Here is a 15680-nt window from a genome sequence, read left to right on the forward strand (position 1 = left end):
CTCCGAGTGTGAAGTTTCGGTGGAGGGAAGTTGAGCATATGTCAGCTACCCGCCGCAATACCGCGGACTCGATGATTCCGCTCGGGTAGCTCCGCTCAACCGCGCCCCACGTACGGCATCGCCGTCGCGAGCACCGTCGCGAACTGCACGTTCGCCTCCAGCGGCAGCTCCGCCATGTGCCGTACGGTCCGCGCCACGTCGGCGACGTCCATCACGGGCTCGGGCACCACCGCCCCGTTGGCCTGGAGCGCGCCCGTCCGCATGCCGTCGGTCATGTCGGTCGCCGCGTTGCCGATGTCGATCTGCCCGACCGCGATGCCGTACGCCCGCCCGTCCAGGGCCAGCGACTTGGTCAGCCCGGTCATCGCGTGCTTGGTGGCCGTGTAGGCGACCGAGTGCGGACGGGGCGCGTGCGCCGAGACCGATCCGTTGTTGATGATCCGGCCGCCCCGCGGGTCCTGCTCCTTCATCTGCCGGTACGCCGCCTGCGCGCACAGGAACGCCCCGTTGAGGTTCGTGTCCACCACGTGCCGCCACGCCTCGTAGGACAGGTCCTCCACCGGCACGCCGCCCGGCCCGAACGTCCCCGCGTTGTTGAACAGCAGGTCCAGCCGCCCGAAACGGTCGCGTACGGCGGTGAACAGCGCGGCCACGTCGTCGGGATCGGAGACGTCGGCGCGCACGGTCGGCGCGTCCGCCCCCGGCACCAGCGCGGCCGTCTCCTCCAGTGGGCCCGTGCGCCGCCCGGCCAGGACCACGGTCCAGCCGGCCCGCAGCAGTTCGGCGGCGACCGCCCGGCCGATCCCCGACCCGGCCCCCGTCACCACGGCGGTTCGCCCGGACACTGGCGCCTCACCGGCGTGACCGGCACTCATTCTCTCGGTGTTCATGCCACGGCAGCGTACGGGTGCGCCGTACCGCGCCGGGCGGCGGAACTCATCCGCACGTCATGCACCGGTCATGCCCGCGACCGTCGCAGGTCGTCCCCGGCCACTCCAATGCCCCCTGCACCCACCGCAAGGGGAGGACCGGATGACACCCGCGCACCACCAGCCTCAGCACGCCCCCGAACTCCGCGCCGCAGCCCGCCACCTGGGGCGCCGCCGCTTCCTCACGGTCACCGGCGCCGCCGCCGCGCTCGCCTTCTCCGTCAACCTGCCCACGGCCGGCGCCGCGAGCGCCGCCGAACTGGACGCCGCCCGGATCACCGAGGACCCGTTCACCCTCGGCATCGCCTCCGGCGACCCCCTGCCCGGCTCCGTCCTGCTCTGGACCCGGCTCGCCCCCGCCCCGTACCAGGCCGACGGCGGACTGCCCGCCCGCCGCGTCGGCGTCTCCTGGGAACTGGCCCTCGACGAACGGTTCCGCCGGGTCGTCAGACGCGGCCGGGCCACCGCCCATCCCGAGTTCCACCACACCGTGCACGTCGAGGTCGACCACCTCAGCACCGGCCGCGTCTACTACTACCGCTTCCGCGCCGGCCGCTGGACCAGCCCCGTCGGCCGCACCCGCACCGCCCCGCCGCGGGGCGGCCGCGGCCCGGACCTCACCTTCGGCCTGGTCTCCTGCCAGCGCTACGACCAGGGCTACTACACCGCCTACCGGCACCTCGCCGAGGAGGACGTGGACCTCGTCTTCCACCTCGGCGACTACCTCTACGAGTACGCCGTCAGCCCCGTCGGCGGCTCCCGCGCCTACCCGGCCGGCACCCTGCCCGGCCACTTCGGCCACGAGACCGTGACCCTGGAGGACTACCGGCTGCGGTACGCCCTCTACAAGTCCGACCCCGACCTGCGGGCCGCGCACGCCGCGCACCCCTTCGTCGTCACCTGGGACGACCACGAGACCGAGAACAACTACGCCGGCGACACCCCCGAGTCCGAGGGCCCCGCCGACGCCTTCCTGCTGCGCCGCGCCGCCGCCTACCGCGCCTACTGGGAGAACATGCCGCTGCGCCGCCCCCAGCTGCCCGACGGCCCCGACCTCAGGCTCTACCGGCGCCTGCACTGGGGCCGCCTCGCCCAGTTCGACGTCCTGGACACCCGCCAGTACCGCTCGGACCAGGCGTACGGCGACGGCTGGCAGTACTCCGGACCGGAGTCCGAGGACCCGGCCCGCACCCTCACCGGCGACACCCAGGAGAACTGGCTGCTCAAGGGCTGGCAGCGCTCCGACGCCCTGTGGAACGTCGTCCCGCAGCAGGTCACCTTCGCCCGGCGGTACAACTCCACCACCCTGCCGTCCAAGGTCTCCATGGACTCCTGGGACGGCTACCCGGCCTCCCGCGAGCGGGTGCTGGCCGGCGCGCAGGCCGCCGGGATCGAGAACCTGATGGTCCTCACCGGCGACGTCCACGTCCACTACGGCTTCGACATCAAACGGGACTTCGACGACCCCGGCTCCCGGACCCTCGGCACCGAGATCGTCACCACCTCGGTCACCAGCGGCGGCAACGGCTCCGAGAAGCCCGCCAACTGGGCGACGTACATGGCCGCCAACCCGCATCTGAAGTTCTACAACGGGCTGCGCGGCTACGCCACGGTCACCCTCGGCCGCCACCTCGCGCGCGCCGACTTCAAGACCGTCCCGCACGTCACGACCGAGGGCGCGCCGCTCACCACCGCCGCGTCCTTCGTGACGGAGGTGGGCGACCAGGGCCTCAAGCCCGCGTGAGCCCCGGCTCCTCACCGGGGTAGCGGACGCCGACGCGGTCCCGGACCGCGTCCAGCGTCCGCATCACCGCGAGGGTGCCGTCCAGCGGCAGCAGCGGCGACTCCGTCTCCCCGGCGCGCAGCGCCCGCATCACCTCCAGGGCCTCGTGCCGGAGGCTGTCCCGGGGACCGTCCGCCGGGTCGGCCGTGAACTCCTCCGGGTCACGGCCGTCCCGGTGCAGCACGAAGTGGGTGGGGAAGAAGAAGCCGTACGGCACGTCGATCCGGCCCGCCGAGCCGGTGACCGACGCGGAGTTGGCCGTGGCGCCGACGATCGAGCAGTGCAGCGCGGCGAGGGCGCCGCCGTCCCAGGAGAGCAGCGCGCCGGTCTGGAGGTCGACGCCCTCCTCGGAGAGGACGGCGCTCGCCGTGACCCGGTCCGGCTCCCCGAGCAGCAACTGCGCGAACGACACCGGGTACACGCCCAGGTCGAGCAGCGCGCCGCCGCCCTGCGCCGGGTCCCGCAGCCGGTGCGCCGGCGGGAAGGCGCCGTTCAGCCCGAAGTCCGCCTGGATCGTGCGGACCTCCCCGATGGCGCCGTCGTCGACCAGCGCCTTCAGCCGCCGGACCAGCGGATTGCAGGACATCCACATCGCCTCCATCAGGAAGCTGCCGCGTTCCCGGGCGAGCGCGACCAGTTCCGCCGCCTCCCGGGCGTTGAGCGTGAACGGCTTCTCGCACAGCACGTTGCGGCCCGCCTCCAGGCAGAGGCCGGCCGCCGCGCGGTGCGCCGAGTGCGGAGTGGCGACGTACACCACGTCGACGTCCTCGTCGTGCGCGAGGGCGTCCCAGCCGCCGTAGGCCCGCGCGATGCCGAAGCGCTCCGCGAACGCCTTCGCCGACGCCTCCGACCGCGACGCCACCGCGACGACCTCCGCGTCCGGCAGGTCCACCAGATCCGCCGTGAACCTCGCCGCCATCCCGCCGGTCGCCAGAACGCCCCAGCGCACCTTCTCTTCGGTCACCTCTGCCCCACCCTCACCGCATTGTCGTACAAGCAGATCGTTCGAGCTGAGAGCATAGGCGGGGTCCGCAACGGAGTGAGGGGGCGCATGGAAACGACCACGGGCACGGGAGCGGCCGTCCGGCCGGCCACCGCGGGCCGCCGTACCGGCCTGCTCGTCACCCTCGTCCTCGGCGGGCTCACGGCCACCCCGCCGCTCGCGCTCGACATGTACCTCCCGGCGCTGCCGGAGGTCACCGGCGCGCTGCGGGCACCCGCCGCGACCGTGCAGCTCACCCTGACCGCCTGCCTGGTCGGCATGGCCCTGGGGCAGCTCGTCATCGGCCCGCTCAGCGACCGGCTGGGCCGCCGCCGCCCGCTGCTGGCCGGCCTCGCCGTCTACGTCGTCGCCACCGCCCTGTGCGCGCTGGCGCCGAACGTCGAACTCCTCATCGCCTGCCGGCTGGTCCAGGGCCTCGCGGGCGCCGCCGGCATCGTCATCGCCCGCGCCGTCGTCCGGGACCTCTACGACGGTGTCGCCATGGCCCGCTTCTTCTCCACCCTCATGCTGATCTCCGGCGCCGCCCCGGTCCTGGCGCCCCTGATCGGCGGCCAGATCCTGCGCTTCACCGACTGGCGGGGCGTGTTCGTGATCCTCATCGCGGTCGGCCTGCTGCTCGGCGGGACCGTCCTGGCCCGGCTGCCCGAGACCCTGCCGCCCGCCGAACGCCACGGCGGCGGCGTCGGGGAGGCCCTGCGCGCCATGCGCGGCCTGCTCGCCGACCGGGTCTTCACCGGATACGTCCTCACCGGCGGTTTCGCCTTCGCCACCCTCTTCGCCTACGTCTCCGCCTCCCCGTTCGTCGTCCAGGAGATCTACGGTGCCTCCCCGCAGACCTTCAGCCTGCTGTTCGGCCTCAACTCCGTCGGCCTGCTGGCCGTCGGCCAGGTCAACGGCAAGCTCCTGGTCGGCCGGGTCTCCCTGGACCGGGTGCTGGGCGCCGGCCTCGCCGTCGTCACCGCCGCCGCGACCGCGCTGCTGCTGATGTCCCTCGGCGTCTTCGGCGACGTGGGACTGGTCCCGGTCGCCGCCGCCCTGTTCGTGCTGATGTCGGCGATGGGCGTCACCCTGCCCAACACCCAGGCGCTGGCCCTGATGCGGGTACGGCGGGCCGCCGGTTCGGCCTCCGCGCTGCTCGGCACCTCCACCTTCCTCATCGGCGCCCTCGCCTCCCCGCTGGTCGGCGTCGCCGGGGAGGACACCGCCGTCCCGATGGCCGTCGTCCAACTGGGCGCGGCCCTGGTGGCGGCCGCCTGCTTCATGGGAATGTGCCGTCCCTGGCAGGGGCGTCCCCGGGAGGCCACAACGGCGGGCGCGGGCGCGGAAGGGGAAGGGCACTGAGCGCACCGAGACTCCGCAGCGACGCGCCCGAACGGGCCGGACTCGACCCGGGCCGGCTCCGCCGGCTCGTGCGGCGGGTCCACGACCTCACCGCGGGCGACCGCCCCTGGGCGGCCGGAGCCGTCCTGGCCGTCGGCCGCGGCCCCGTGCTCGCCGTCGAGGAGGCGGCCGGCCTCGCCGTGCGGTACGCCTCCTACGACGCCCGCACCGGCACCGGCGTGGAGCTGCCGCCGGCCGCCCGGGTGCCGGTGACCCCGGACACGCCGTTCGACCTGGCCTCCCTGACCAAGCTGTTCACGGCGGTCGCCGCCGTGCAGCAGGTCGAGCGGGGCACGCTCGGCATCGACGCCGAGGTCGGCGCGTACCTGCCGGACTTCCACGCCGCCGCCGCGCACCGGCTCACCGTCCGGCACCTGCTCACCCACACCTCCGGGCTGCGGCCCGAGATCCCGCTGTACGACTGCGCCGACGCCGCCGAACGCCTCGACCGGCTGCGCGCCGAGGCGCCGGCCGGGCCGGTCGGCACGTACCGCTACTCGGACGTGAACATGCTGCTGCTCCAGCACGTCCTGCAACGGATCACCGGCCGTCCGCTGGACGTCCTGGTCCACCAGGGCATCACCCGGCCGCTGGGCATGACGGACACCCGGTTCGGGCCGTGCCCCGGCGCGGCGGCCACCGAGGACCAGCGGCGGCCCTGGGCCAAGGCGGACCGGGGGATGCTGCGCGGGGCCGTCCACGACGAGAACGCCTGGGCGCTGGGCGGGGTGGCCGGGCACGCCGGGCTCTTCTCGACCGCGCGGGACCTTGCGGTCCTCTGCCGGGTGCTGCTCGCGGGCGGCTCCTGCGGACCGGCCCGCATCCTGGGCCCCGACTTCGTGGACCTGCTGCTCGCGCCGCCGGGCCTGGGCTTCGCCGTGGACCAGCCGTGGTTCATGGGCGAGCTGGCCGGGCCCGGGGCGGCCGGGCACACCGGTTTCACCGGCACGAGCCTGGTCCTGGACCGGGCGACGGACACCTTCGTGGTCCTCCTCGCCAACACGGTCCACCCGTGCCGCCGCCCGCCCGACAGCCGGCCCCGGGCAGCGGTGGCGACGGAGGTGGCGCGGGCGGTGCGGGGGAGAGGGTGAGCGGACCCGTGCGGACGAGGTGAGCGGACGGGCCGCGGCCCTCACCAGCCCGCTCGCACGAGCGCCCGCGAACAGGCCGGCGGCCTCCGCCCACGCCGTAGAATCGGCGGGTGAACGCCCCCGCACCTCCCGCCGCCGACACTCTGCGCACCGCCCTCGCCGGGCTGCTCGACGGGATGCCGCCGCGGCAGGCCGCGCAGGCCGTCGAGCGGCTCATCGGCCACTACCGGGGCGCCACCCCCACCGACGCGCCGATCCTCCGGGACCGCGCCGACACGGCCGCCTACGCCGCCTACCGGATGCCCGCCACCTTCGAGGCGGTCCGCGCCGCCCTGGCCGCGTTCGCGGCGGCCGTGCCCGGCTGGACACCCGCCTCCCACACCGACCTCGGCGGCGGCACCGGCGCGGCGACCTGGGCCACCGCCGCCACCTGGGACGGCGAGCGGACCTCCACCGTGCTCGACTGGGCCGAGCCCGCCCTCGCCCTCGGCCGGGAACTCGCCGCCGCCGACCCCGCCCTCGCCGCCGTCCGCTGGCAGCGCGCCCGCATCGGGGCCGCGCTCGCCCTGGACCCCGTCGACCTCGTCACCGTCTCCTACGTCCTCAACGAGCTGACCGCCGCCGACCGCGCCGCCCTCGTCGACGCCGCCGCCTCGGCCGCGCGGGCCGTGGTGATCGTCGAGCCGGGCACCCCCGACGGCTACGCCCGGATCATCGAGGCCCGCGACCGGCTGACCGGCGCCGGGTTCCGCGTCGCCGCGCCCTGCCCGCACAGCGCCGCCTGCCCCATCGCCCCCGGCACCGACTGGTGCCACTTCTCGGCCCGGGTCAGCCGCTCCTCCCTGCACCGCCAGATCAAGGGCGGCTCCCTCGCCTACGAGGACGAGAAGTTCGCCTATGTCGCCGCCACCCGGCTCCCGGCCGCCCCGGCCCCCGCCCGCGTGGTCCGCCGCCCCCAGATCCGCAAGGGCCAGGTCCTGCTCGACCTGTGCGAGACCGACGAGGCCACCGCGCCGGTGCTCCACCGCGCCACGGTCACCAAACGCCACGGCGACCTGTACCGGGCCGCCCGCGACACCGACTGGGGCGACCCCTGGCCGCCCGCTTAGCGAGACGCCCCGTCTTGCGGCCCTGCTAGATTCGCCCCATGTCCGCTCCTCCGTCCGCCCCCAGGCGCCGCAGCGAGAGGTCCCGGCGCGCCATCTACGACGCCGCCCTCTCCCTCGTCGGCGAGATCGGCTACCCGAGGACCACCATCGAGGGCATCGCCGCCCGCGCCGGCGTCGGCAAGCAGACCATCTACCGCTGGTGGTCCTCCAAGGCGGACGTCCTCCTGGAGGCCTTCCTCGACCTCGGCGACGGACCGGCCCCGCCCGCCCTCCCGGACACCGGCGACCTCGCCGCCGACCTCAAGGCCGTCCTGCGGGCCACCGTCGACACACTGCGCGACCCCCGCTTCGACACCCCGGCCCGCGCCCTGGCCGCCGAGGGAGTCGTCGACGCCGAACTGGGCCGGCGGGTCGTCGCCCAGCTGCTCCAGCCCTCGCTCCAGCTCTACGTCGACCGGCTGCGCGCCGCCCAGCGCGCGGGCGACGTCCGCCCCGGGATCGACCCCCGCATCGCCCTGGAACTCTTCGTCTCCCCCCTCGCCCAGCGCTGGCTCCAGCACACGGCGCCCTTCTCGTACGAGTACACCGACACCCTCGTCGACTACGCCCTGTACGGACTGGTTCCCCGCTGACCTGGGAACTCTGTCCCTTCCCTGCCCCCGACGCACGGAAGGGTGGGACCATGGGGCATGCTGATGCGCACGACGGCGAGGCGAGGGGATAGATGAGCGCGGAGTTCGGCGGCCGTAGCGGCCTTCAGGGCAGGCTCTCCCAGTGGTTGCGCGGACGCCGCCCGAAACAGACCGCCGACGAGGGCGGCCGGGAGGCCCTGCTGCTCGCCGCCGCCGGGGCCGGACTGCCGCTCGCGCCCGCCGCGCACCCGGCCGGCTACCGCTGTTCCTGCGACCGGGTCGGCTGCCCCACCCCCGCCCGGCACCCGGTCTCCTTCGCCTGGCAGACCCAGTCCACCACCGACCGCGCCCAGATCGAGCGCTGGGCCCGCCACCAGCCGCAGGCCAACTTCATCACCGCCACCGGCATGGTCCACGACGTCCTCGACGTCCCCCTCCAGGCCGGCCGCGAGGCGCTGGAACGGCTGCTCGCCACCGGCGTCGAGGTCGGCCCGGTGGCCGAGAGCGACGACGGCCGGATGCTCTTCTTCACGCTCACCCGCGGCACCCCCGAGGACGAGGACGAGTGGTGGCCCTGCGAGCTGGACTGCCACCCCGACACCACGGACGAGCACCCCGGCCTGCGCTGGCACTGCCGCGGCTCCTACGTCCTCGTCCCGCCCGCCCGGCTGCCCGGCGACCACGGCGTGCACTGGGTACGGGGCCCGGAGCATCCGCTGCCGGAACCGCTCACCCTGCTGGAGGCGCTGACCGACGCCTGCGCCCGGCACGCCGGCAGCGACACCGACCAGGCGGACGGCGCCTGGCCGCTGCGCCACTGAGGCACCCCGGCTACTGCCCCTTCGCCGCGGTCAGCCCCTGCAGCCGGCCCAGGACCGCCACGTCGGCGTCGGCTCCGGCCGGCGGGTCGAGCGCGACCTCGTTGGAGACGAACTCCATCGTCAGCGCCTGCTTGATCTCCCCCTCGGTCAGCGCCAGCACGTCCCGGTTGGGCGTCGGCACCGAGGCACCGCTCGCGGCGGTCTGCTTCTCGTAGTGCCGGGTGGCGAAGAAGACCAGTGCCCCGCCGTCCTCGGTGCGCAGCGCCAGCGGCGCGTAGTCGCCGTCCGTCAGCGGCTCGTCGATGTACTGCGTGGCCAGCCCCGGCCGGCTCGCCTGCTTCGCGCGCTGGGCCCGCCAGGCGCTGGTGTGCGGGCCGGCCGCGAAGCCCTCGCCGCCGTCCTGCAAGTAGTCCGTGTAGCTCTTGCTCAACTCGGCGGGGGAGACGGCCAGTCGGGCGGTGTCGGCGGAGACGGCCTCCGCCCAGCCGTCCCGGTCGGTTCTGAACTCCGGTACGTCGCCGGGGGAGAGGAGCGTCAGATACGCCGCCTCCCAGGCGTCGTCCAGGCCGTCGCGGGTGAAGACCAGCAGCCAGCGCACGTCCCCGCCCTTGTTGCCGCGGGCGTCCGCGACGAACCAGCGCGGCCAGCCCGCCTTCTTCGGGATCGTGAACTCGGCGTCGGTCAGCTCCAGCGGCGTGTACGAGGGGTTGCCGCCGGGGTTGTTGGCCTTGCCGGCCTTCAGCCGGGCCGCGTCGATGGCGGCGAGCGCGCCGGCGGTGTGGTCCTCGTCCAGGGAGACGTCGTAGGCCCGGTCGGCCTCGTTGTACGCGGCGGTGAACTCCTCGAGGGCCTCGGCCGCTTCGGCGCGGGTCGCTCCGGGCAGCACCTCGCGCTCGCCGTGGACCACCACGCATCCGCTCGCCGTCAACGACAGCGCGGTCACGGCGGCCCCTATCAGGATGCTCCGGTCAAGCCTGCTCATCAGGTCCCTTCACCTTCCCCTTCCCGGAGGCGAACCCTACCGGTGTCCGGCGGCCCGCCGTACGGTCAGGGGTCGCGGCGCGGGGCGACGAGGACCGCCCCCGTGCGCGGGCGCCGCAGGACGTCGACCGGCTGGCCGTACACCCCGGACGGCGGGGCGCCGGTGACGACCCCGTCCGGCGGTCCGCCGGCGCCGGACCGCCCGGTCCGCAGCCCCGCCTCGCTTGGTCCGCGCGGGCAAGGGCCCGGGTTTGTTTGAATGCTGCGGTGACTGACTACGACGTGCTGCGCGTCTTCTGTGCGGCGAACGGCGGCTACGGCAACGAACTCGGCGTCGTCCGGGACGGTTCCGTCCTGCCGGACCCGGACGGACGGCAGGCGTTCGCCGCGAAACTCGGCTTCGGCGGGACCGTCTTCGTCGACGACCCCGAGCGCGGCGTCATCGACATCTGCACCCCCACCCTGCGCCTGCCCTTCGCCGGCACCCCCTGCGTCGGCACGGCCTGGCTGCTCGACGTGCCCGAACTGGTCACCCCGGCCGGGGTGGTGGGAGCCCGGCAGGACGGCGAGTTCACCTGGATCGAGGCGCGCGCGCAGTGGTCCCGGCCGCACACCCTGCGCCGGTACGGCAGCCCCGCCGAGGTCGACGACCTGCCGGTGCCGCCCAAGGGGGAGCGGGTCTACGCCTGGGCCTGGGAGGACGAGGCGGCCGGCCGGGTCCGCGCCAGGGGCTTCCCGGGCCGGGACGACGGCATCGACGAGGACGAGGCCACCGGCGCGGCGGCCCTGCTGCTCACCGACCGGCTGGGCCGGGCCCTCAACATCACCCAGGGTGCCGGCTCCCAGCTCCTCACCGCCCCGCAGCCGCGGGGCTGGGTCGAGCTCGGCGGACGGGTCCTGCTGGAACGCTGAGCCGCCACGCTCACGCGCTCAGCGGGAACTCCTCGCCGAGCGCCCGGAAGACGCCGGTGTTCAGCGCGAACGCCGTGCGGCACTCGGCCACGACCCGCTGCTTCTCCAGGTCGTCCGCGCGGATGCCGTCCAGCAGCTCCCGGTACTCCCGCTTGAACGCGGCCGGGTTGGCGATGCCCTCGAAGACGTAGAAGCGGACGCCGTCGCCCTTCCTCGCGAAGCCCCAGGTCCGCTCGGCCTTGTCCCGGATGATCTGGCCACCGGAGAGGTCGCCGAGATAGCGCGTGTAGTGATGGGCGACGTACCCGGCCGGCCAGCGCTCGGCGCACTCGCGCACCCGCTCCGCGTACGCCTCGGTGGCCGGCAGCGCGGACAGCGACGCGCGCCACCGGGCGCCGCGCAGGTGCGCCAGGTCAGCCTCAAGGGAGGCCAGCCGCAGCAGCTCGGGGCGGACGAACGGCCCGGCCACCGGGTCCGACGCCAGCCGCCCGGCGGCGGTCTCCAGTGCCTCGTACACGAACCACAGCTGTTCGGTGTAGCGCGCGTACGCCTCCACGCCGAGCCGGCCGCCCAGCAGGTCGCTCATGAACGTCGAGGTCTCGGCCTCCACATGCTGCGCGTGGGAGGCGGTGCGGATCAGCGTCGAGAAGGAGTCCATGCGCCCGATCTTCCTGGTTAGGGTAACCTAAGTCAACAGGTTGCCGACGCCTTGTCGGTAAAAGCGTACGCCTGGGCGCGCGAAAAGACCCGCCCTCCCTGGAGAGCGGGTCCTCGCGCAGTCCGGCGGCGGCGTCACGGCAGGGTCAGGATCTCCGCGCCGGTGTCCGTGACGACGAGAGTGTGCTCGAACTGGGCCGTCCGCCTGCGGTCCTTGGTGACGACCGTCCAGCCGTCGTCCCACATGTCGTACTCGTGCGTGCCCAGCGTCAGCATCGGCTCGATGGTGAAGGTCATGCCGGGCCGGATGACGGTCGTCGCGTGCGGACTGTCGTAGTGCGGGACGATCAGCCCCGAGTGGAACGACGAGTTGATCCCGTGCCCGGTGAAGTCGCGCACCACGCCGTACCCGAACCGCTTGGCGTACGACTCGATGACCCGGCCGATGACGTTGATCTGCCGGCCCGGCCGGACCGCCTTGATCGCGCGGTTCAGCGACTCCCGGGTGCGCTCGACCAGCAGTCGGCTCTCCTCGTCGACGTCACCGACCAGGTAGGTGGCGTTGTTGTCGCCGTGCACCCCGCCGATGTACGCGGTGACGTCGAGGTTGACGATGTCGCCGTCGCGTAGCACCGTCGAGTCCGGGATGCCGTGGCAGATGACCTCGTTGACGCTGGTGCACAGGGACTTGGGGAAGCCGCGGTAGCCGAGCGTGGACGGATAGGCGCCGTGGTCGCACATGTACGCGTGGGCCACCCGGTCCAGTTCGTCCGTGGTCACGCCCGGCGCGATCAGCTTCGCCGCCTCCGCCATCGCCCGCGCGGCGATCCGCCCGGCCACCCGCATCGCCTCGATCGTCTCGGGCGTCTGCACCTCCGGGCCGGTGTACGGCGCCGGGCCGGGCTTGCCGACGTACTCGGGCCGCCGGATGTTTCCGGGGACGGAACGGGTGGGAGACAGCTCCCCTGGTACGAGCAGCGACTGGCCAGACATGGTGCGAGTCTAACCAGCGGGCATACGAGACCATGTCCCTGGCGAAAGGAGCCGGTCATGGCCCTGTTCAAGAAGCGCACGGTCGGCAAACCGGGCGAGTGGTACTACTGCCTCCAGCACCAGAAGGTGGAGGAGGGGCCGGAGTGCCCCGCGAAGGACCGCTTCGGCCCGTACGCGTCCCGCGCGGAGGCGGAGCACGCGATGCGGACGGCGCGGGAGCGGAATCTCCAGTGGGAGAACGACCCGAAGTGGCACGACGCCCCGGCGGGCGGTCCGGACGACGACTGACGCCCGAGGGGCGCGGTGGGTTCTGTCGCGTCGCGGGTGCGGGTCGTCCGTGGCCGGTCGCGCGGTTCCCCGCGCCCCTGACGGCATGTCCCCGGGGGCGCGACCAAGTTACCCCGCGCCCGCGCCCGTCCACGAGACAGGAGCCCCGCATGACCGCCGCAGGCCCCGGAACCCCACCGGCCGGCATCCCCTTCCGCGCCGGCGAGGACGGTTACGCCAGCTTCCGCATCCCCGCCGCCGTCCGCACGGACACCGGCACGCTCCTCGCCTTCTGCGAGGCCCGCGTCGCCGGCCCCGCCGACCACGGCACCATCCGCGTCGCCGTCAGACGCTCCACGGACGGCGGCCGCACCTGGGGCCCCCTCGTCGTCGCCGCCGAGAACGGCGACGGCCTCGCCGGCAACCCCGCCCCCGTCGTCCTCGGCACCGGCCGCGTCCTGCTCGTCCACGTCCGCAACGCCGCCCACGCCACCGAGGCCGCCGTCCGCCGCGGCGAGGTCTCCGCCGAGGACGGCCGCCGGGTCTGGGTGACGCACAGCGACGACGACGGCCGCACCTGGTCCCCGCCCACCGAGATCACCGCCCGGGTGAAGCGCCCGGACTGGCGCTGGTACGCCACCGGCCCCGGCCACGCGCTGCGCCTGCGCGACGGCCGGGTCGTCGTCCCCGCCAACCACTCCCTGCCCGACGGCCCCGACGGCGGTCACTGCCTCATCGGCGACGACGACGGCACCACCTGGTCCCTCGGCTACGTCGACGACGGCGACGGGACCGCCGCCCGCGTCGCCGCCAACGAGTCCACCGCCGCCGAACTGCCCGACGGCCGCCTCTACCTCAACGCCCGCACCATGCCGCCCTCGCCCGGCCCCCGCGCCGACGCGTACTCGGCGGACGGCGGCCGGACCCTCACCGCGCCCTTCCGCCGGCAGCCCGGCCTGACCGGCCCCGTCTGCCAGGGCAGCGTCCTCGCCCTCCCCGACCACGGCGCCCTGCTGTACTCCGGGCCCGCCGACCCCGGTGCCCGCGCCCGGATGACCCTGCGCGTCTCCACCGACGGCGGCCGGAACTGGCGCCCGGCCCACACCCTCGACCAACGGCCCGCCGCCTACTCCGACCTGGTCCGCGTCGACGCCCGCTCGATCGGCCTGCTGTACGAGACCGGCGAGGCGTCGCCGTACGAGACGATCACCTTCCGGCGGCTGTCCGTGATGTGGCGTACCTGACCCGGTGGGCGGGACCGCCCGCACATAGAGTCGGGGGCATGACCTCTACCGACAGTGCCGCACAGCAGGCCCCCGCCAAGGACCCCTGGGACCTCCCCGACGTCTCCGGGCTGGTCGTCGGCGTCATCGGCGGGACCGGACCGCAGGGCAAGGGCCTGGCCTACCGGCTCGCCGCGGCCGGCCAGAAGGTGATCATCGGCTCCCGGGCCGCCGACCGCGCGCGGGCCGTCGCCGACGAGATCGGCCACGGCGTCGAGGGCGCCGACAACGCCGAGACCGCCCGGCGCAGCGACGTCGTGATCGTCGCCGTGCCCTGGGAGGGCCACGGCGACACCCTGACGTCCCTGCGCGAGGAGCTGTCCGGCAAGCTCGTCGTGGACTGTGTCAACCCGCTCGGCTTCGACAAGAAGGGCGCCTACGCCCTCAAGCCGGAGGAGGGCAGCGCCGCCGAACAGGCCGCCGCCCTGCTCCCCGACAGCCGGGTCACCGCCGCCTTCCACCACCTGTCCGCGGTCCTCCTGGGCGACCCGGAGATCGCCGAGATCGACACCGACGTGATGGTGCTGGGCGAGGTCCGCGCCGACGTGGAGATCGTCCAGGCCCTCGCCGGCCGCATCGCCGGCATGCGCGGCGTCTTCGCGGGACGGCTGCGCAACGCCCACCAGGTCGAGTCGCTGGTCGCCAACCTGATCTCCGTCAACCGCCGCTACAAGGCACACGCCGGACTCCGCGTCACGGACGTATGAGGCGATGGGGGACACTGGTGGTCAGCAGCCAGACCGCCCGTGTCCCCCGACAGGAGCCGACCCCATGCCCCGCCTCGCCCTCTACGCCCTGATCGTCTGCGTGCTCGCCGTGGTGGCGGCCGTCGTCTCCTTCACCCAGGGCGTCGTCCTGGTCGGCGTCGTCTGGGTGCTGCTGGCCGGCCTGTCCTCCAACATGTGCTGGTACTACCTCAAGCGCCGCCGCGCCTGACCCGCCGCTCAGCCGCCCATCGCGCAGATCTCCGCGGTCTGCCAGAAGCGGTACAGCTCGAAGCCGCAGTACGTGTCGTAGTCGCCGATGCCCAGCCCGCGCAGGACCGCGTCGATGACGTCGAAGAACGCGCCGTTCAGCGCCGGCACCCACAGCAGCGCGAACACGAACAGCAGCCCGAACGGCGCGAACGGCTCCACCTGGCGCCGCACGCCGTACGACAGCCACGGCTCGATCACCCCGTAGCCGTCCAGGCCCGGCACCGGCAGGAAGTTCAGGATCGCCGCCGTGACCTGGAGCAGGGCCAGGAAGGCCAGCGCCAGCCGGAAGTCGCGCGGCACGCCGTCCAGGGCGTCCAGCCAGAACGGGGCGGTGCACACCACGGCGAACAGCACGTTGGTCAGTGGTCCCGCCGCCGAGATCAGGCTGTGCCGCCACCGGCCCCGGACCCGCCCGCGCTCGATGAAGACCGCGCCGCCCGGCAGCCCGATCCCGCCCATGATCACGAAGACCACCGGCAGGACGATGCTCAGCAGCGCGTGCGTGTACCTCAGCGGGTTGAGCGTCAGATAGCCCTTGGCGCCGACCGAGATGTCCCCGCCGTGCAGGGCGGTGCGGGCGTGCGCGTACTCGTGCAGGCACAGGGAGACGACCCAGGCGGCCGTCACGAACAGGAACACCGCGAGCCCCGGCTGCTCGGCGAACCCGGTCCAGGTGGCCCAGCCGGTGACCGCGGCGACGGCGACGATCCCCAGGAAGACGGGCGACACGCGCCGGTCGGCGGGGCGGACGGAGGCGGTGGTCATGACGGCGGGGCTCCTGGAGATCGCGGATCGGCGCAAGGGCCGACCGTACCGGTGCTGCGGGAGGAACGTCACGCCCCCGCCCGGAGGTTCCGGGGCC

The 15680-nt window shown here is 74.2% G+C and carries 17 protein-coding genes; 11 read left to right on the forward strand and 6 right to left on the reverse strand.

Annotation, left to right across the window (positions count from 1 at the left end):
- Positions 1-95 precede the first annotated feature (95 nt).
- Positions 96-890 carry an SDR family oxidoreductase gene (locus Sdagh_RS31215; protein WP_189413274.1) on the reverse strand — a complete coding sequence of 265 codons (795 nt, stop codon included), beginning with the start codon at positions 888-890 and terminating at the stop codon, positions 96-98.
- Between the two features lie 142 nt (positions 891-1032).
- Here Sdagh_RS31215 and Sdagh_RS31220 point away from each other — a divergent pair, with 142 nt between their 5' ends.
- A complete protein-coding gene (locus Sdagh_RS31220; protein WP_190077396.1) occupies positions 1033-2673 on the forward strand; it encodes an alkaline phosphatase D family protein in 1641 nt (546 codons plus the stop codon).
- On the opposite strand, the gene Sdagh_RS31225 is transcribed toward Sdagh_RS31220, so the two are convergent.
- Positions 2660-3676 carry a Gfo/Idh/MocA family protein gene (locus tag Sdagh_RS31225; RefSeq protein WP_190008058.1) on the reverse strand — a complete coding sequence of 339 codons (1017 nt, stop codon included), beginning with the start codon at positions 3674-3676 and terminating at the stop codon, positions 2660-2662. The genes Sdagh_RS31220 and Sdagh_RS31225 overlap by 14 nt on opposite strands.
- Positions 3677-3763: 87 nt before the next feature.
- On the opposite strand from Sdagh_RS31225, the gene Sdagh_RS31230 reads away from it, so the two are divergent.
- The 5 genes from Sdagh_RS31230 (at position 3764) to Sdagh_RS31250 (ending at position 8748) form a co-directional block, all read left to right on the forward strand.
- Positions 3764-5056, forward strand: coding sequence for a multidrug effflux MFS transporter (locus Sdagh_RS31230; protein WP_190077395.1), 1293 nt, complete (start codon positions 3764-3766; stop codon positions 5054-5056).
- The gene (locus tag Sdagh_RS31235; RefSeq protein ID WP_190077399.1) at positions 4993-6186 is read left to right on the forward strand and encodes a serine hydrolase domain-containing protein; all 1194 of its coding nucleotides are present in this window, start codon (positions 4993-4995) and stop codon (positions 6184-6186) included. Before Sdagh_RS31230 ends, Sdagh_RS31235 begins: the two co-directional genes overlap by 64 nt.
- A gap of 110 nt (positions 6187-6296) precedes the next feature.
- Entirely contained in the window at positions 6297-7295 is a 999-nt protein-coding gene (locus tag Sdagh_RS31240; protein WP_189413282.1) for a small ribosomal subunit Rsm22 family protein, read from the forward strand.
- Between the two features lie 38 nt (positions 7296-7333).
- The gene (locus Sdagh_RS31245) at positions 7334-7927 is read left to right on the forward strand and encodes a TetR/AcrR family transcriptional regulator (RefSeq protein WP_189413284.1); all 594 of its coding nucleotides are present in this window, start codon (positions 7334-7336) and stop codon (positions 7925-7927) included.
- 92 nt (positions 7928-8019) lie between these two features.
- Positions 8020-8748 (forward strand): bifunctional DNA primase/polymerase, encoded by a 729-nt coding sequence (locus tag Sdagh_RS31250; RefSeq protein ID WP_189413286.1) that lies wholly within the window; start codon positions 8020-8022, stop codon positions 8746-8748.
- Between the two features lie 10 nt (positions 8749-8758).
- On the opposite strand, the gene Sdagh_RS31255 is transcribed toward Sdagh_RS31250, so the two are convergent.
- Entirely contained in the window at positions 8759-9730 is a 972-nt protein-coding gene (locus Sdagh_RS31255; RefSeq protein ID WP_190077394.1) for an SCO2278 family lipoprotein, read from the reverse strand.
- 266 nt (positions 9731-9996) lie between these two features.
- On the opposite strand from Sdagh_RS31255, the gene Sdagh_RS31260 reads away from it, so the two are divergent.
- On the forward strand, positions 9997-10641 hold the full coding sequence (locus Sdagh_RS31260; RefSeq protein WP_189413292.1) for a PhzF family phenazine biosynthesis protein: 645 nt from the start codon (positions 9997-9999) through the stop codon (positions 10639-10641).
- Positions 10642-10651: 10 nt separating this feature from the next.
- Here Sdagh_RS31260 and Sdagh_RS31265 read toward each other — a convergent pair whose 3' ends face one another.
- Together Sdagh_RS31265 and map are read right to left on the reverse strand one after the other, a co-directional pair.
- A complete protein-coding gene (locus tag Sdagh_RS31265; RefSeq protein ID WP_189413294.1) occupies positions 10652-11299 on the reverse strand; it encodes a biliverdin-producing heme oxygenase in 648 nt (215 codons plus the stop codon).
- Positions 11300-11433: 134 nt separating this feature from the next.
- Entirely contained in the window at positions 11434-12291 is an 858-nt protein-coding gene (gene map / locus Sdagh_RS31270) for a type I methionyl aminopeptidase (protein WP_189413296.1), read from the reverse strand.
- 57 nt (positions 12292-12348) lie between these two features.
- Between map and Sdagh_RS31275 the strand changes: the two genes are divergently transcribed.
- The 4 genes from Sdagh_RS31275 (at position 12349) to Sdagh_RS31290 (ending at position 14777) form a co-directional block, all read left to right on the forward strand.
- The gene (locus Sdagh_RS31275; protein WP_189413298.1) at positions 12349-12579 is read left to right on the forward strand and encodes a hypothetical protein; all 231 of its coding nucleotides are present in this window, start codon (positions 12349-12351) and stop codon (positions 12577-12579) included.
- 149 nt (positions 12580-12728) lie between these two features.
- A complete protein-coding gene (locus tag Sdagh_RS31280; RefSeq protein ID WP_190008065.1) occupies positions 12729-13802 on the forward strand; it encodes a sialidase family protein in 1074 nt (357 codons plus the stop codon).
- A gap of 38 nt (positions 13803-13840) precedes the next feature.
- On the forward strand, positions 13841-14548 hold the full coding sequence (gene npdG / locus Sdagh_RS31285) for an NADPH-dependent F420 reductase (protein WP_189413302.1): 708 nt from the start codon (positions 13841-13843) through the stop codon (positions 14546-14548).
- A 64-nt stretch (positions 14549-14612) separates the two neighbouring features.
- Positions 14613-14777, forward strand: a complete 165-nt coding sequence (locus tag Sdagh_RS31290; protein ID WP_189413304.1) for a hypothetical protein — start codon at positions 14613-14615, stop codon at positions 14775-14777.
- An 8-nt stretch (positions 14778-14785) separates the two neighbouring features.
- On the opposite strand, the gene Sdagh_RS31295 is transcribed toward Sdagh_RS31290, so the two are convergent.
- Positions 14786-15583, reverse strand: a complete 798-nt coding sequence (locus Sdagh_RS31295; protein WP_189413306.1) for a site-2 protease family protein — start codon at positions 15581-15583, stop codon at positions 14786-14788.
- Between the last annotated feature and the right edge of the window lie 97 nt (positions 15584-15680).

It is taken from the genome of Streptomyces daghestanicus, assembly GCF_020521275.1.
GTDB lineage: Bacteria > Actinomycetota > Actinomycetes > Streptomycetales > Streptomycetaceae > Streptomyces > Streptomyces griseoviridis.

Coding starts and splice junctions, on each gene's coding strand:
- Sdagh_RS31220 (WP_190077396.1), top strand. CDS start 1,033: ATGACACCCGCGCACCACCAGCCTCAGCACGCCCCCGAACTCCGCGCC.
- Sdagh_RS31255 (WP_190077394.1), bottom strand. CDS start 9,730: ATGAGCAGGCTTGACCGGAGCATCCTGATAGGGGCCGCCGTGACCGCG.
- Sdagh_RS31265 (WP_189413294.1), bottom strand. CDS start 11,299: ATGGACTCCTTCTCGACGCTGATCCGCACCGCCTCCCACGCGCAGCAT.
- Sdagh_RS31295 (WP_189413306.1), bottom strand. CDS start 15,583: ATGACCACCGCCTCCGTCCGCCCCGCCGACCGGCGCGTGTCGCCCGTC.
- npdG (WP_189413302.1), top strand. CDS start 13,841: ATGACCTCTACCGACAGTGCCGCACAGCAGGCCCCCGCCAAGGACCCC.
- Sdagh_RS31250 (WP_189413286.1), top strand. CDS start 8,020: ATGAGCGCGGAGTTCGGCGGCCGTAGCGGCCTTCAGGGCAGGCTCTCC.
- Sdagh_RS31290 (WP_189413304.1), top strand. CDS start 14,613: ATGCCCCGCCTCGCCCTCTACGCCCTGATCGTCTGCGTGCTCGCCGTG.
- Sdagh_RS31275 (WP_189413298.1), top strand. CDS start 12,349: ATGGCCCTGTTCAAGAAGCGCACGGTCGGCAAACCGGGCGAGTGGTAC.
- Sdagh_RS31230 (WP_190077395.1), top strand. CDS start 3,764: ATGGAAACGACCACGGGCACGGGAGCGGCCGTCCGGCCGGCCACCGCG.
- Sdagh_RS31215 (WP_189413274.1), bottom strand. CDS start 890: ATGAACACCGAGAGAATGAGTGCCGGTCACGCCGGTGAGGCGCCAGTG.
- Sdagh_RS31280 (WP_190008065.1), top strand. CDS start 12,729: ATGACCGCCGCAGGCCCCGGAACCCCACCGGCCGGCATCCCCTTCCGC.
- map (WP_189413296.1), bottom strand. CDS start 12,291: ATGTCTGGCCAGTCGCTGCTCGTACCAGGGGAGCTGTCTCCCACCCGT.
- Sdagh_RS31245 (WP_189413284.1), top strand. CDS start 7,334: ATGTCCGCTCCTCCGTCCGCCCCCAGGCGCCGCAGCGAGAGGTCCCGG.